Raw genomic sequence first — 14,989 nt, 5'->3', positions numbered from 1 at the left:
CACTTCACTAATCACTACAGCGACGCAATCGAATAGACGAATTGCGTTACTAAATTGTTGTTGTTATTTTTATTTTAGCTTATGAGTGAAAGTTTATGCTCAATTGTGTGGAATAACAAACGCATCGAAATCATATTAGCTAAAGAAGTGGCAAAATCTATGTCCGTTTGAGTAAAGTAACGGCGTCCCAGCGTCGAGTCTGCGTACAATACGCCAACGGGCTTTTCATCAATACAAACAGGTACACAGATGGCAGCCTGAATACCGTGACTGATTATACTATGCTGGTTGTTTAACGATTTTTCGCAAACAATATTGCCAATGGCACGAACAGCATTTGCTTGTATGCATTGGTTGATAATGGTACGGCTACCGGTAAAGTCCTCACCTTGCATCCAGCTTTCATAGCCCACCCCGAGTTGATAGTTATTTATTTTATCAAACAAAATGAGTGATGCACGTTCACACCCTAATGATTGGATTAAACATTCTCTGGCAAAGTTAATAAGAGCAGTACTGCTATTACACTGTTGAAGCTGCGTTTGGTACTGCTTTAGTTGTTGCTTTCTCCACTCCCGTTGGCTATCAAGCCTAACCACATTATTGAGTGCAAGGGGAGTAAATTCACAGGGTACTGGACCAAGCTGTAATACATGTGGTTTGTCTAGCGTCAGGTGCTTTATTTGAATTCCCGCACTGAAGCACCCTGTAGAGCTCATGTCATTAAGCTGCCAAACGTGATCGTTGTCAGCTTGTTTGTTTGCTCGTAATACAATATGAGAGCGAGAAACTTGGGGGTGGGGAATAACGATGTCTGCGCTTTCAGCGCGACCGACTTGATACTCTCGACCTTCAAAGAGCAAGTGCTCACTTACGCTTCCGTTATATTCTGTAAAGGCTATTTTTAACGGCATGGCATATTCCTCGTCGCGTCACTGGTGCCATCTCTTTCCATCTATTTGTATAAAATCACACAAATGAGCGAACTTTTTCTTATCAGTGCACGCCAAGCGCCAGTTTAATTGCGTCGATTTCAACGCAATTAAACTTGTCAGAGACTGTTGGTCTATGACTTATAATGTTCTTAAGCTAAAGCGTAATGTTTGTAGTTGAGTAAGTAGTAAACCTTTCACATTCACAACATCACCACTTGAGCGCCACACATCTGCAATTTCACTGCCAGACGCATTATCAATAAGCGATATAAGGCTATCTACAGCAACCAGTGCCGCATCGTCATCGTTTACCGTCAATGCCGACTGGACATCGTTTATTCCACTGTCTATAGCTGTTTCTAGTAGCGCCGAAATTTTATCGCGGTTACCATTTACTATCGAGCTTAAAGAAGCAACTTTGTCATCGATAACAGAAGCTGACGGGCGATTGTCTAGTAAGATAATGAAATCAGAAAATTGACCTGTGCTGCCACGCGCGCGGATACTACCTGATGACATGAGTACGGTTATATCTTCAAATTCGCCACCGTCGTGAGACGTAAACAAACGCCATGGAATGGTTGGCGTGTAGTGAATAGCTTTGGTGTAAAGCTCAACCGTCGCTAAACCTTCAAAACCAAAACCGGCGTTAGCTTTCGGAGAGATTGACACAAGAACCGGGAAACCCGAAACAGCGCTTGTTAATGTTGAGGGCAGGCGGTCTGTAATGGTCAAATCTGTGGGGTCAAGCAACTCAGCGGTAATGTCAATATTGTTAGCATTAAGGCCAATACTGTTTTCGAACTCTACAGTTAAATCTACTTCAATTAAGCTGCTTAGCGTCAGTTTGGCCTGAATCTTATTGTCGTCGACAGTGAGAGTTGCAGGCGTGACTACCTGTGCTTGTGCAGTGGAAAACAAAAGTAGGGCTGTGGTGGCAACAACGGTGGTAAGTTGTCTGAATTTCATCGCAGTAAACATCATAGGATGACCTCTTTCAGTATTGGTTAAAATTTAACCTAAAATGGTGCCATTATCAATTAATATAATGGCACCGTTTTCAGTGGTTTGCGATTTTATTCGAAATACTGAACAAAGAAGCGCGAAGCTAATACAGCGTAATGCGCTCTGGTTATAACCGTATCTGGCGCGAAGCTCGCAGTGATAGTAGGCGTGATGCTGAATGGACTTTGCTCTACACCAAACTCTGCGTTAATCAACGACAAGGTAAGTGCTAATTGAACGTAGCCCTTCATATCAGCCGGAATACTGTCTTGGTCTTTTAGCACAATTTGCTCGCCATTGTAGTCAACAACGATGTCGGCGCTTGGGTCAAAGCTAAGTGCCGCTTCCTCAAGACCTAACATTTGAACAAGTGAATACGCAATGTCTAACTTGGTAACACTTGCAAATGGGTCTGCGCTGCCGTTTACACTTCTTAATATAGGTGCTTGTGTGCGAAGCTTATCTTTAAGCGCGCCACCATTAACCATTACTGACTCGATGAATGCCTTGTCAAACCCAGGTACTGAACCAATGTTTGGGCGTTCTTCGTTTAGCAGGTCACGGTACTGTCTTACAGCCCCTCCCATTACTGCATAGCGGGCAAAATCTTTGCGTTTCAGGCGAGCATCTGGTGAAAAGCCACGGCTGTTGATGGCGTCCATTAGGCGCTCACTAACAGCGAACTCAATGGCATTTTGCTGAGGATGACCTTCAACATCGTCCATACCTTCAAAGCCGCCGCTATTTTCAAACGACACAGTAACGTTAAATGTTTCAGGTAAACCTGGGCCGTTAGTTAAACCCAATGGATCAGCTTCTACGCCAGAGAGTGATGTTAAACCATAAACGTATACGCCCCATGTGCCAGGCATTGCAGGTGCAGCGACACGCATGGTAGTAGTCAGTACTGGCGTAGTGAGGTTGCCACGATACTCAGTGCCGTCTGGCGCAACTAGCACAAGTTTGGTCAGATTTGCGAAACTGTCGGCAGAGGCCTTTACAAGTACTTCTTCCGTGCCTACTTCAAACTCAATGACTTCAGGTGCGCCTACTGGTGAGTAAAAAACATCGAAGTTTTCTACACGGTCGCTGGTGGTCACTAAAGCGTTGGCTTTAAAGGTCTTAGAGTCAAGGTTATTAACCGTCACCTTATGGTCCATATCTTCAAGTAGCGCAGCAGCAACCGCAGAGCGTGCATTAACATAACCCGCACCCACTTCCCAACGCTCGTAACCAGGCATATTTGTGGCAGTTTCTTGAAGCAAGCGTTTGATGGTTAAGTTATCAAGGTTTGGATTGGCTTCCAGCATCAACGCAATAATTCCTGACACATGCGGTGTAGCCATAGAAGTACCAGAAATCATGGTATAAAAAGGTAGGTTCTGCGGCTCAATAACACCTATATCCCCATCACCGCCGTTCGCTGCGGCATTTAAAACAGCACGTGTAGAGATAATATCTACACCAGGAGCTACAACGGTTACGTCGTTTGTATACGTCCACTCAGTGCCGTCGGGCATAGTAAAGTCGCCAGACTCGCCTTTAAGACCGCGAGAAGAGAAATCTGCAAGCTTGCCAAACTTATCGCCCGCACCCACAGAAATACCCCAAGGAATTTGTGCGTATGGATTATGCGAGTCTTCACCAGGGCCGCTATTACCCGCGGCGAAAACACTTAGCATTCCCATTGTGTGCGCTTTGTAGCTTGCTAATGATACCGGGCCAAGTGGTTCATACTTGCCGCTAGAGCCCCATGAATTACTGATGACCTTGATAGGGTTATCGAAGGTGTATTGCTTGCTAATTGCGTAATCAAAACCGCCGATGGTGTCAAGTAGCAGTACAGCTGCACCCGAGCCATAACCAATAATATCTGCGTCGGGTGCTGCGCCGCGGTGCTTGCCGCCAGACATGGCGCCAGTACCAGCAATAGTGCCCGTTACGTGAGTACCGTGGCCTGAGTTTAAGTCTGTATTAACCTGGTTTGATAATGTAGGGCCGGTTATACCAACAATCGACAGCGCGCCAGGATTTAGAATTGCTTGCACGTTATCAACCACAGTGTCACCGAAGAAATGATCCTGGTGCGACGCATCAATACCAGAGTCGATGACTAAAATAGTTGAGCCTTTACCGGTAAATTCAACGTCGTTGCGCGATGCAAATGCCTCGCCCTGTAAATCAGCTACACCTGTTATTTCCCGTGCGTCTGCGTTGAAAAGACTCATTTCACGGTTAGCGAATACTGAACGTACGCCGTCGAATTGTGCAATGGCTTCAATTTGTGACTTAGTCGCCACTACCCCAATAATAGGTAAGTTTTTAAATTGAACGCCTTCGGTAATACCCAAATTCAATAGTTGCGTTATTTGAGACTCGGCAAGAGGTGACATTTGATCATAGGTCACTACTGCCATTAATGATTCTGTAGGGGACAAAGACACTAGTTTATCGGCCATTTGAGAGCCGATGTAAGCATCAGCTAGCGTTTGAGCTGAAGGGCTTGCAAGCATTGCAGCAGCTAAGGTAGATAGGGCGAACTTCTTCATATTCTTCTCCAAATTCTAGAGGCTGCGGTTTTCTTTGGTACTACAGAGAATATCGTTATCAATATTGTCATCAGCACGATTGAACGCGTTGTATATAACAGAAAGCCAGTTATATATTGTTACGCGGCGTATATCGGATTACGTCATCGCAGCAAGGTACGCCTTAATAGTGGCTTTTTGAAAAGGTGCATAACATAGGGGTTTCACCCTAATTGTGAGATTATTTTAGTTAAAGGAATGCTCAAAAATGCTACAAAGGTTTAATAATAAAGTACCTGCGAACGATCTATATTGATGACGTATGTTGATGTGTTTTAAGGGTTTATTAGCTTTTGGTTATGTAGCTGGTGCCCGCTTTTCTCCCCAGAGGAGCTTGTCATGAAATTCGATTCTATTAAATCTCGTCTAGTATTAATGACACTTGTTTGTGTAATCGGCATGGGCGTATTGGTGGTTAGCCAGCATTATTTTACACAGCGACTTATTGGGTTACACCAGCAGCGTGATGTGTTATTGCGGATGGGGCAAGATCTGCTGCAAATGCGACGACACGAAAAAGATTTTCTTCTTCGCCACGAGACGGTTTATTTCGATAAGTTCCTTCAGCAAGCCTATGAGTTTCAAGGTCGGCTATCGTCTATTGTCCCCCTGTTTGACGAATATCGACTACCCGTGGCTGACGTTGAAAGCTTGTCGTCTTCTATGGAAGCTTATAGCGGTACATTTCGACAAGTGGTGTCACTGCAAGAGCGAATTGGGTTAACGCAAAACGATGGTTTGAGAGCGCGTATTACCGAGTTAGAAAATGCACTTAATGAAGGTGAGCTGGCACGAAGCCCCCAAGTAAATGAGCTGTTAACCCGTATTCAACTTTCTACGCGTAACTTCCAGATTAGCCAAGAAGGAACGTATGCGAAGCAGATGATGACGTTAAGTGAGCGTTTAATGTCAGAACGTGGAGGCACCGCTTTACTAAAAGGCACCTTGGTCCAGTACAGAGAAGCGCTTTTACAGTTAATTGACGCATTCACGATCTATGGAGTAACCCACAATGAGGGGCTCCGTAGGGAATTTAGACAAAACGCCCATAATGTTGAAACTCAATTGAAAGCCGTTGACGCTGCATTGCAGCCGGTAATTGAACAACAAGAGGCGCAAGTGCGTATTTACAGCTTAAGTATTGCCGCGCTTACGTCTGTCGTTTTAATTCTGGTGCTAATCAAGAGTTTTGCGACATTTCATCGTGCATTTGTTAACTTTCTCACTTTCTTTTATCGCTGCAAGCGTCAGTATCAAGTGATTGATACCAGAAAGTTAGGGTTTGCAGAGTTAAAGTCACTCGCAGAGCTGGCAAATGAAATGGTCGAGTCGAAAAGAGATATTGAGGCGCGGCTCGCCAGCGTAGAAGCCGAGTTGGCCAATAAGAAAGTCTCATAGCTTTCATTTAAAAGCTAAAAGTAAGTAGATTTTCTAAAGCGGCCGACTCACTATTGCATTAACAAGGTATAAGCCAAGGTAGAAGCAAAGATGAAGTTTAACCGCTTAGGAAATAGCGACCTACAGGTGTCAGACATCTGTTTAGGAACAATGACATGGGGCATTCAAAACACTCAGCAAGATGCAGATGAACAAATAGCTTACGCCCTTGATAAAGGCGTTAACTTTTTAGATACCGCGGAAATGTATCCCGTTCCTCCCAATGTCGATACGTACGGTGATACAGAGCGCATTATCGGCAATTGGATCTCGCGAAATGAAGCAAAGCGCTCTGATATTGTATTAATGACTAAAATCGCCGGCAGTGGCTTAAAATACATTCGCAATGCAGGGCCCATTACAGCTGACGCTATCGCAAACGCACTCACCTATTCATTAGAGCGCTTAAAGACCGATTATATCGACGTTTACCAGCTACATTGGCCAAACAGAGTAACACCACATTTCGGTAAGCATTGGCCGGATGGTGCTGATCCAACCAAAACCAGTCGAGAGAAAGAACTGGATGGTATGCGTGATATCCTTTTAGGCATTAAGCGCGCGTTGGATGAAGGGAAAATTAGACACTGGGGGCTGTCAGATGACACGCCTTGGGGCATTCACGCCTTTCTTACACTTTGCAAAGAGCTGGATATGCCGCTACCTGTTTCTATTCAAAATGAATTCAGTTTGCTCCATGCGAAAGACTGGCCATATTTAATCGAAATGTGTGAGCTAGAGAATATTGCGTATTTACCGTGGTCACCGCTAGCAACGGGTATGTTAAGTGGTAAGTATCAGGATGGAGCCAGACCGGAAGGTAGTCGTTGGACACTAGCTCAGCGTATGGGGTTATTTAGAGATAAAGCGCCAGCGCAGGCAGCTACAGCTGAATATATGAAGATTGCAGAAAACGTAGGAATAACACCTTCGCAGCTCGCGTTGGCGTGGTGTAAGCAAGTGCCTGGTGTTACCTCAACAATTATTGGTGCTACCACTGTGCCTCAACTTAAAGAAAATATAGACGCGTTTGATATTTCACTTTCGAAGGAAACATTAGACGACATTCACGGTGTACTAAGGCAGTATCCTTTAGGCTTCTAAGCGAATTTTTTCTTCCTAAGAATGGCGGGGTAGCACTTCACCCCCGTCATTTTTGTGTAATACGCACGTCATATTATGAGTTTTTCAAGTATGAATTTGTGCGTATTATGTCAATGATTGACCCTCAACTAGCCCAGAACAGCGTGCTAGAAAAAGTACAAAACTGGCGTAAGTGGCTTCTTTTAGCCTTGTTAGTCTATGTGATGTTATTAGCTGTCAGCATGATTGGCAGCGGATTCAAATTTGCTACTGGCGACCACGCGAAATCTCTTTTTAGTTTTGCTTCTAATCCTGTCATGGGATTGATTATTGGCATGGTGTGTACCGCACTTATTCAGTCTTCAAGTACGGTTACCTCTATTATTGTCGGAATGGTAGCGGGTGGTTTACCCATAACTATCGCTATACCCATGATGATGGGTGCCAACATTGGGACCAGTATTACCAACACCCTGGTGAGCCTTGGTCATGTTGCAAAAAAAGATGAGTTTCAACGAGCCTTCAATGCGGCCACTATTCATGACTTCTTCAATGTACTTTCGGTACTAATTTTCTTACCTCTTGAAATGGCGTTTGGTATTTTGGAGTTTTTAAGTGCCCAATTGGTGGCGCTTCTCCATACTGGTGAAGCCATCGGTGTGTCTGGTGTTAATCCTATTAAAGCGATGACGCAACCGGTAACAGACTTAGTTACACAAGCATTCTTCTTTTTACCTTCTATTTATCCGGGCGTAGCGAAAATAATTCTTGGCATTGGCCTTATTATGTTTTCAATTACCTACATGGGTAAAATTATGAAATCACTTATGGTGGGCAAGGCAAAGGCGCTATTGCATACCAGCATAGGAAAAGGACCGCTCTCTGGAATAGCGTCGGGTGCTGTGATGACAGTGCTAGTGCAATCCTCGTCAACTACTACATCGCTCATGGTGCCTTTGGTTGGTAGTGGAATTTTAAAAGCTAAGGATATCTATCCGTTCACATTGGGCGCGAATATAGGCACATGTATCACTGCGCTTATCGCAGCGTTGGGTGTAGTGGGGGTTAATAGTGGATTTGCACTACAAATAGCGCTTGTGCACCTGATTTATAACGTTCTGGGCGTTACGCTTATTTACGGTCTGCCTTTATTGCGTAATATTCCGCTCAATTTGTCTTATCAATTATCAGTGATAGCGGCAGAGCGGAAAATGTACGGCGCAGCTTATATCGGTGGCTTATTCTTTATTATGCCTTTGGGTATTATCTTCACCACTATGTAGCTAACGTAGCGCGCCATTCTATTTTCTGTATGCACAAAAAAAACGGCGCTGATGAGCTCAGTGCCGTTTCTCTTTTTTAACTTAGTGCATGTATTAGAATGCGTATTTTGCTGAAACTTGGAAGCGGTTCATGTCGCCCTCAAGGCCGGCTTCAATCTCACGCTTTGCGAAAGCGTATTCAGCACCAACGGTTAGCGCTTTAGTTGGCGAGTACAAGTAGTTTACACGTGTGCTATAAGTGCTTTCAGTGGTAGCTAAACCTGTTAGTGATACATCATTGTCTGCTTCAAACGCCGAGAACATGATGCTACTGCGCGCTTTTTCACTCCACTTGTGACGATACGCAATGCCGTAACCTGTTGAGTCTATGGCTTCAAGGTCGCCGCTTTCGGTAAGTACTGCACCATTAACTGCGTTAAGCGCAGAGTATCTGCCTAAACCTTTACCCGTGTTAAACGTGAAGCGAATATCGTCGCCATTAGACAAATTGTATTTACCGGTTACCGATACACCAAAGCTGGTTTCGTCCGCATCAATGCCAGCGGCATTATCGTAAGACAACTGTCTTAATAAGCCCGCAACTTTTACATAACCCCAGTCATACTTTGACGTATAGGCAGCTACAAAATCTGGAACGCTGCTGTCATCACTTGTGATCCTGCTACCCCCACCGAACGGAGTAATGGTTGATTCCGGGTTTTCGAGTGCTATCTGCAGCCCGCCATTGGTATATCTCACCATCACTTGGCGACCAAACGTGATCCCGTCAGTAGTCCCAATGAAATCAAGTGATTCTGGCAATGAGCCTACGTCCATAAAAGTTGTCCATGTTTGACCGACCAACCAGTTTTTGTAGGTAAGGTAAGCGTGACGAACACGAGGAACATAGGAGTTACTAATTCGTTCATCACCGCCGCTCGTTACAACGAAGTCGAGTTCGAATACACCATTAATAGTGTCACCTTCGGCAGTGGGTGTTGAAGTGGCAAAGCGGAATCGTGAGGTTCTGATGTGAGCGTCAAACTGAGGGTCTTCGTCAACGCCACCAACGGGGGTTAGTGAAGGTATATAAAAATCTCGACCTACGCTACCCGAGGCAATGGTGCCATCTGAATAGTCACTTACCATTGCGTCAACTTTAATATAACCCGTGAATTTCACACTAGTGTCGCCGATTGTTGCTGCTTGTGCTGCGCCGCCGGTAGCCGCCAGGCACAGCGCTACTGCGGTAGCCGTATTTTTTATTTTAGCTTTCATCGTGTCTGTTCCAAAAAAGTGGTTAAATAAATGTAAATTCAACGTTAACATTGTTGATTGTGTACTTATTATCTCAAATTTAAATAAGCCGATGGTCGCATAAGACTATAGTCGTAATGCTTTTAGTCTAACTTTTTAACTAGCACCTTAGTTGTAGGCTGCTAAGACCAAAGTCTCATTTTGCTTTGCGGGTGAATAGCTAGAGTGTTTCACCATACAACAAGAATTTTACATTATTGATATTGGAGGCAATCTTTATGACCGCCAGCAAAACTTACCCTGTGCCTGAGAACATTCTTCAATCTACTCACTTGACTGCAACGCAGTATGACGAGATGTACAAGCAGTCAGTAGAGCAGCCCGAAAAATTCTGGGCTGAACACGCGTCCATGCTTGAGTGGTATCAAAAACCAACCAAAATTAAAAACACCATGTTTGGTGAAAAAGATGTGTCTATCAAATGGTTCGAAGATGGAGAGTTAAACGCCAGCTATAACTGTATTGACCGCCACCTAGCTGATAATGCCACAAAAGTTGCCTTTCACTGGGAAGGCGACTCACCAGAAGATAGTCAAGATGTGACATATCAACAAGTTCATTATGAAGTATGTAAATTAGCGAATGCGCTTAAAGAGATGGGGGTAGCCAAAGGCGATCGTGTCGCCATATATATGCCAATGGTACCCGAGGCTGCCTACGCTATGTTGGCATGTGCACGCATTGGTGCGGTACATTCGGTCATTTTTGGTGGGTTCTCGCCTAACGCCATAGCCGACCGTATTAACGACAGTAGTGCAAAAGTGGTAATTACTGCCGATGAGGGCCGTCGTGCTGGAAGAAGTATCCCGCTTAAAGCAAATGTGGATAAAGCGTTAGCCGATGATGCCTGCCCGTCTATTACACATGTTTTGGTACATAAATTAACAGGCGGCGACGTGGACTGGAATGCGAAGCACGATGTGTGGTGGCATGAGGCTGTAGATGGTATGTCTGCCCAGTGTGAGCCCGAAGTAATGAACGCAGAAGACCCGCTTTTCATCTTATATACATCGGGGTCTACGGGCACACCAAAAGGCGTAGTGCACACCACAGGCGGTTATCTACTATATTCCGCTATGACCTTCAAATATGCTTTCGATTACAAAGACGATGACGTTTACTGGTGTACGGCCGATGTTGGTTGGATCACAGGTCACAGCTACATGGTTTATGGCCCTATGGTAAATGCTGCATCACAAGTGTTTTTTGAGGGTGTACCGACTTATCCTGACGTTAAGCGTATTGCGCAGGTGGTAGAAAAATACAAAGTAAATAGTCTTTATACCGCGCCAACTGCTATTCGTGCGTTGATGGCACACGGTGATGTGCCGGCTGAGGGATGCGATTTATCTTCGCTACGCTTGCTCGGAACGGTAGGTGAGCCAATTAACCCAGAAGCATGGGAGTGGTATCACCGTGTTATTGGCGAAGGTCGTTGCCCTATCATTGATACATGGTGGCAGACTGAAACCGGCGGACACATGATTTTACCGCTGCCAGGCGCCACAGAATTAAAACCAGGTTCAGCAACGCGTCCGTTTTTCGGAATACAGCCTGCGCTATTTGACGCAGACGGCAATGAGCTTGAAGGGGAAGCAGAAGGTAACCTAGTAATTAAAGACAGCTGGCCAAGTCAAGCGCGCACGGTTTACGGCGATCACCAACGCTTTATTAACACCTACTTCAGCGCATACAAAGGCGTGTACTTCACGGGCGACGGCGCACGTCGTGACGAAGATGGCTTCTACTGGATCACCGGTCGTGTGGATGACGTATTGAACGTATCGGGTCACCGCTTGGGTACCGCTGAGATTGAAAGTGCACTTGTTGCCCACCCTAAAGTGGCCGAGGCTGCCGTTGTTGGTTTCCCACATGACATTAAAGGGCAGGGGATCTATGTTTATGTAACACCAAATGAAGGGGTTGAAGCAGATGAAGCCCTTACTAAAGAGCTTAAGGCGTGGGTGCGTCAAGAGCTAAGCCCGATTGCTACACCTGATATGATCCAATGGTCTCGCGGATTACCTAAAACCCGCTCTGGTAAAATTATGCGCCGTATTTTGCGTAAGATTGCCGCCAATGAGCATGAGCAATTAGGTGACACATCTACGTTGGCGGATCCATCGGTTGTTGATACACTGATAGAGGAACGTCTAAATAAGTAGAAACTAAGGATATAGACAATGATAACCCTTCTAATCGCAGATGATCATCCGCTGTATCGCGATGCACTAAGAGGCGCGTTGTCGTTGTCACTTCCAGCCTTAACCCTCAAAGAGGCGGGAGACCTGAATACAACGGTCGATATTCTCAATAATGAGGATATCGACTTATTGCTGCTAGATTTACACATGCCGGGTAGCAACGATTTATTTGGCTTACTGCATATTCGTAAACTCTTTCCTGAACTTCCTGTTGCCGTAGTCTCTGGCACAGAAGACACCACACTTATTTCAAAGATTATTAGCGTGGGCGCGCTAGGATTCATCCCAAAAACTGCCAGTGCGCAAGATATTGCAAACGCCGTAGAAGCAATTCTGGATGGCGATGTATGGCTACCTGATAACTTAAGTGAAGACGTTGATGAGGTGAATGAAGAGTTCTCTGAATTAGCGGACAAAGTTGCCTCGCTAACACCTTCGCAATACAAGGTGCTTTGTTACATGCGAGACGGCTTGCTTAACAAGCAAATTGGCTTTAATTTAGATATCGCAGAGGCCACGGTTAAAGCGCATGTTACTGCTATCTTTAAAAAGTTGGGCATAAACAACCGCACACAAGCGGTACTTATTGCTTCACAACTTGAGTTGGAGCCGCCGGTTCAGTAGCGTCGAACTTAAGCACGGCTTCTGAGATAGCAAATTCCGGTAAGAACTTTTCTAATGCCAAGCGGCTTTGTTCACTTAGCAAAGGGTTGTCAATTTCAATAACCGTTCGCCCTTCGGTAAGTGCCATACCTTCTCTAAAGTTATCATGAGCTAACAGTAGCTCCTGAAACTTACCCGTTTCGAAGAGCCTTAACAGACCTTCAGCTATCCGCCCGGCTAATGCCTGATTGTCGCTTCCTACAAAGAAAAAGATGGGGCTCGGGTATGAAATGATAAGGTGATCGTCGATAGTCAGACCGCGTGAGAGCGCCTTGTCAGCGAGCTCTTCTTTAATTTCCACAACACTTCTTGGAAACATATCAGCGAAGCCTTCCGACACAATTCGAAATGACGCCCGGTAGGTCGTTTCCAACACCGGGATATCGTTTGCGCGAAAAATCTTCGTATCGGGCCAGTCGTAGCCCAAAACCGCTCGGTATGCTCGTAAAGCGTTTAATGACTTTACTTCTTTAAGTCGCGTATCGCCTTCTCTGACCAGCAGTGCACGCTTACCTAAAAGACCCGCCATAATGGGAATGCGAATGGGCAGGAACTGACGTTCACGCTCTGTTGAGGTAACGCTCCACGTCACGTCTAGCATGTGGTGTTCAAGGCTGCGTAGTTGACGTTCTTGCGCCGTTTCTTGGTCGCTGACAATCAGTTCAAAAGAGCCGTATTGAGGTTCAGTAACGCGCAGCGATTCTGTGAGAAGACGTTTAGCGTAGGCGTATACGGCATCTCGCCCAGGATGAATATTTGGCAGGCGGAGAACGGTGTGAGGTAAGTCAGTACTTACCTCGTTTGTGTTTATCTGCTGAGTATGAGCACTCAATGGTGTAACTACACTCAACAGCAAAGCGGCAATAATTCGGGCTTTTTTCGTAACGTCCATATTGTATTTTTCATGCACTAAACGCATGCCATACTGCAAGTTGCCCAAAGGATCCAGCTAACATTTCCCTTATGGCTAACTTGTAATGTTAATCTTTCCCCGTAAGCAAAAAGTCGTGCTCGGGGTCTACAATAAATTGACCACTCATTGCTTCTCTTCCCAGCAGCATTAAATAGGTCATTTCAGAGCGATCCGTAAGGGTTAATTGAATATCCCACTGGTACCCGTCCATTATTATAGGCGTAATTATAACATAGCGCTTCTCAAGTGTAGCCGTTGAACTCTTCACGCGCTTTTGTCCTTCAACGCGCGCTTCTCGGCGCACCACACGCTCAACATTGTGAATGTCTGGGTGAATATCAAATTTAATCCATAGTTCACCGTCTTGTTCGAACTCTTCAATATTGTCTACATGAAGCGAAGAAGTCGCTGCTCCGGTATCCACACGCACGTTTAAATCGGAGATAGCAAGTTTAGGTAAATCGCACAGTTCTACCGCACCAACAATTTTCTTATTGTTCATCAGTTTTTCTACCAATGTTAAAGAACAGGCCCCTGTTCTGGTGGTAATAAATTGTCTTGTAATAGTTCTACATGTTCCGCAACAGTATCAGGCTCTGAGAAGTATGCAATGTGGTAAACGGCTTCACCTTCTTGGGTAAGCGGAATGTTTTGTTTACCAATAACAACCCCTTCAGCTGGGCTCTCAAGGCTGTCTAAATAGTTGCCAAACGGATCGGCAATAATAGCCAGTTTATCACCTTTTTCTACGTGGTCACCAAGCTGAGCCAAGTGAGTCACAAAACCGCTCTCAGGCGCGCGAACCCACCCACTTTGCCTTGCAATAAAGCGCTCAATACTATGGCCTTTGCTTCTACTTTTATTCAGCATTCCCAAGTGGCGCATGGTATTAATAATGCCTCTTACGCCCGCTCGAATAGAAAATTCGTCGTATCGCAATGCCTGGCCTGCTTCGTAAAGTAAAATTTTAACGCCACTTTCACTGGCAGATTCTCGCAAAGAACCATCGCGTAATTCAGCATTGAGCAGCACAGGTACGCCGAATGCCTTGGCCATTTCTAGTACTTCTGGGTCGTCTAGGTCTGCGCGAATTTGCGGTAAATTACTGCGATGTATAGCTCCAGTATGAAGATCAATGCCTACGTCGCACTTACTCACCACCTCTTTGAAAAACAAGTTGGCTAACCTACCGGCAAGCGAACCTTTTTTACTGCCGGGAAAACTGCGGTTTAAATCTCGTCTGTCGGGTAAATAACGAGATTGATTGAGCACGCCATATACATTAACCATTGGTACAGCTATCAAGGTGCCTCTTAAGCGTTCAATAGCCTTTGAGCGGATAAGTCGCCCAACAATTTCAATACCATTTAACTCGTCACCATGAATGGCAGCGCTAACGAACATAACAGGTCCAGGCCGCTTTCCTCGTTTTACATAAACGGGAATGCTCATATTGGTGGCCGTGTAGAGCGGCGGCATTTCTAGCTCAATCTTTTTTGTTTCGCCAGGAGCAATACTTTCACCCCCAATTTTTAAAACATCATTTACCACTAACGTTTTCCTATAATTACGTTATTGCATA

Annotated in this window: 12 protein-coding genes; 5 read left to right on the top strand and 7 right to left on the bottom strand. The window is 45.1% G+C overall.

Annotation, left to right across the window (positions count from 1 at the left end; all coding sequences use genetic code 11):
* Window positions 1-74: 74 nt before the first annotated feature.
* From RJ41_RS01520 to RJ41_RS01510, 3 genes are all read right to left on the bottom strand, one after another.
* On the bottom strand, window positions 75-914 hold the full coding sequence (locus RJ41_RS01520; protein WP_039216413.1) for a GAF domain-containing protein: 840 nt from the start codon (window positions 912-914) through the stop codon (window positions 75-77).
* A gap of 159 nt (window positions 915-1,073) precedes the next feature.
* Window positions 1,074-1,919 carry a DUF6689 family protein gene (locus RJ41_RS01515; protein WP_039216412.1) on the bottom strand — a complete coding sequence of 282 codons (846 nt, stop codon included), beginning with the start codon at window positions 1,917-1,919 and terminating at the stop codon, window positions 1,074-1,076.
* A gap of 92 nt (window positions 1,920-2,011) precedes the next feature.
* Window positions 2,012-4,489 carry a S8 family peptidase gene (locus tag RJ41_RS01510; protein ID WP_039216410.1) on the bottom strand — a complete coding sequence of 826 codons (2,478 nt, stop codon included), beginning with the start codon at window positions 4,487-4,489 and terminating at the stop codon, window positions 2,012-2,014.
* Window positions 4,490-4,867: 378 nt separating this feature from the next.
* Here RJ41_RS01510 and RJ41_RS01505 point away from each other — a divergent pair, with 378 nt between their 5' ends.
* From RJ41_RS01505 to RJ41_RS01495, 3 genes are all read left to right on the top strand, one after another.
* Window positions 4,868-5,926, top strand: coding sequence for a hypothetical protein (locus RJ41_RS01505; protein WP_039216409.1), 1,059 nt, complete (start codon window positions 4,868-4,870; stop codon window positions 5,924-5,926).
* A gap of 90 nt (window positions 5,927-6,016) precedes the next feature.
* A complete protein-coding gene (locus RJ41_RS01500) occupies window positions 6,017-7,069 on the top strand; it encodes an aldo/keto reductase (RefSeq protein WP_039216408.1) in 1,053 nt (350 codons plus the stop codon).
* 107 nt (window positions 7,070-7,176) lie between these two features.
* Window positions 7,177-8,331, top strand: a complete 1,155-nt coding sequence (locus RJ41_RS01495; protein ID WP_052235379.1) for a Na/Pi symporter — start codon at window positions 7,177-7,179, stop codon at window positions 8,329-8,331.
* 93 nt (window positions 8,332-8,424) lie between these two features.
* Here RJ41_RS01495 and RJ41_RS01490 read toward each other — a convergent pair whose 3' ends face one another.
* Window positions 8,425-9,588, bottom strand: coding sequence for a DcaP family trimeric outer membrane transporter (locus tag RJ41_RS01490; protein WP_039216407.1), 1,164 nt, complete (start codon window positions 9,586-9,588; stop codon window positions 8,425-8,427).
* Between the two features lie 257 nt (window positions 9,589-9,845).
* Between RJ41_RS01490 and acs the strand changes: the two genes are divergently transcribed.
* Both acs and RJ41_RS01480 read left to right on the top strand, forming a co-directional pair.
* A complete protein-coding gene (acs, locus tag RJ41_RS01485) occupies window positions 9,846-11,792 on the top strand; it encodes an acetate--CoA ligase (protein WP_039216406.1) in 1,947 nt (648 codons plus the stop codon).
* A gap of 18 nt (window positions 11,793-11,810) precedes the next feature.
* On the top strand, window positions 11,811-12,455 hold the full coding sequence (locus tag RJ41_RS01480; RefSeq protein WP_014950824.1) for a response regulator transcription factor: 645 nt from the start codon (window positions 11,811-11,813) through the stop codon (window positions 12,453-12,455).
* Here the strand turns inward: RJ41_RS01480 and RJ41_RS01475 are convergent.
* From RJ41_RS01475 to RJ41_RS01465, 3 genes are all read right to left on the bottom strand, one after another.
* Window positions 12,415-13,413, bottom strand: coding sequence for an amino acid ABC transporter substrate-binding protein (locus RJ41_RS01475; RefSeq protein WP_240485706.1), 999 nt, complete (start codon window positions 13,411-13,413; stop codon window positions 12,415-12,417). The genes RJ41_RS01480 and RJ41_RS01475 overlap by 41 nt on opposite strands.
* Window positions 13,414-13,474: 61 nt before the next feature.
* On the bottom strand, window positions 13,475-13,909 hold the full coding sequence (locus tag RJ41_RS01470) for an ATP-dependent zinc protease family protein (RefSeq protein WP_039216432.1): 435 nt from the start codon (window positions 13,907-13,909) through the stop codon (window positions 13,475-13,477).
* 17 nt (window positions 13,910-13,926) lie between these two features.
* Window positions 13,927-14,958, bottom strand: coding sequence for a succinylglutamate desuccinylase/aspartoacylase family protein (locus RJ41_RS01465; protein ID WP_039216405.1), 1,032 nt, complete (start codon window positions 14,956-14,958; stop codon window positions 13,927-13,929).
* Between the last annotated feature and the right edge of the window lie 31 nt (window positions 14,959-14,989).

The organism is Alteromonas marina (assembly GCF_000808575.1).
Classification (GTDB): domain Bacteria; phylum Pseudomonadota; class Gammaproteobacteria; order Enterobacterales; family Alteromonadaceae; genus Alteromonas; species Alteromonas marina_A.
Note: the sequence above shows the minus strand (reverse complement) of the source record. Positions and strands in the feature narration are given on the sequence as shown.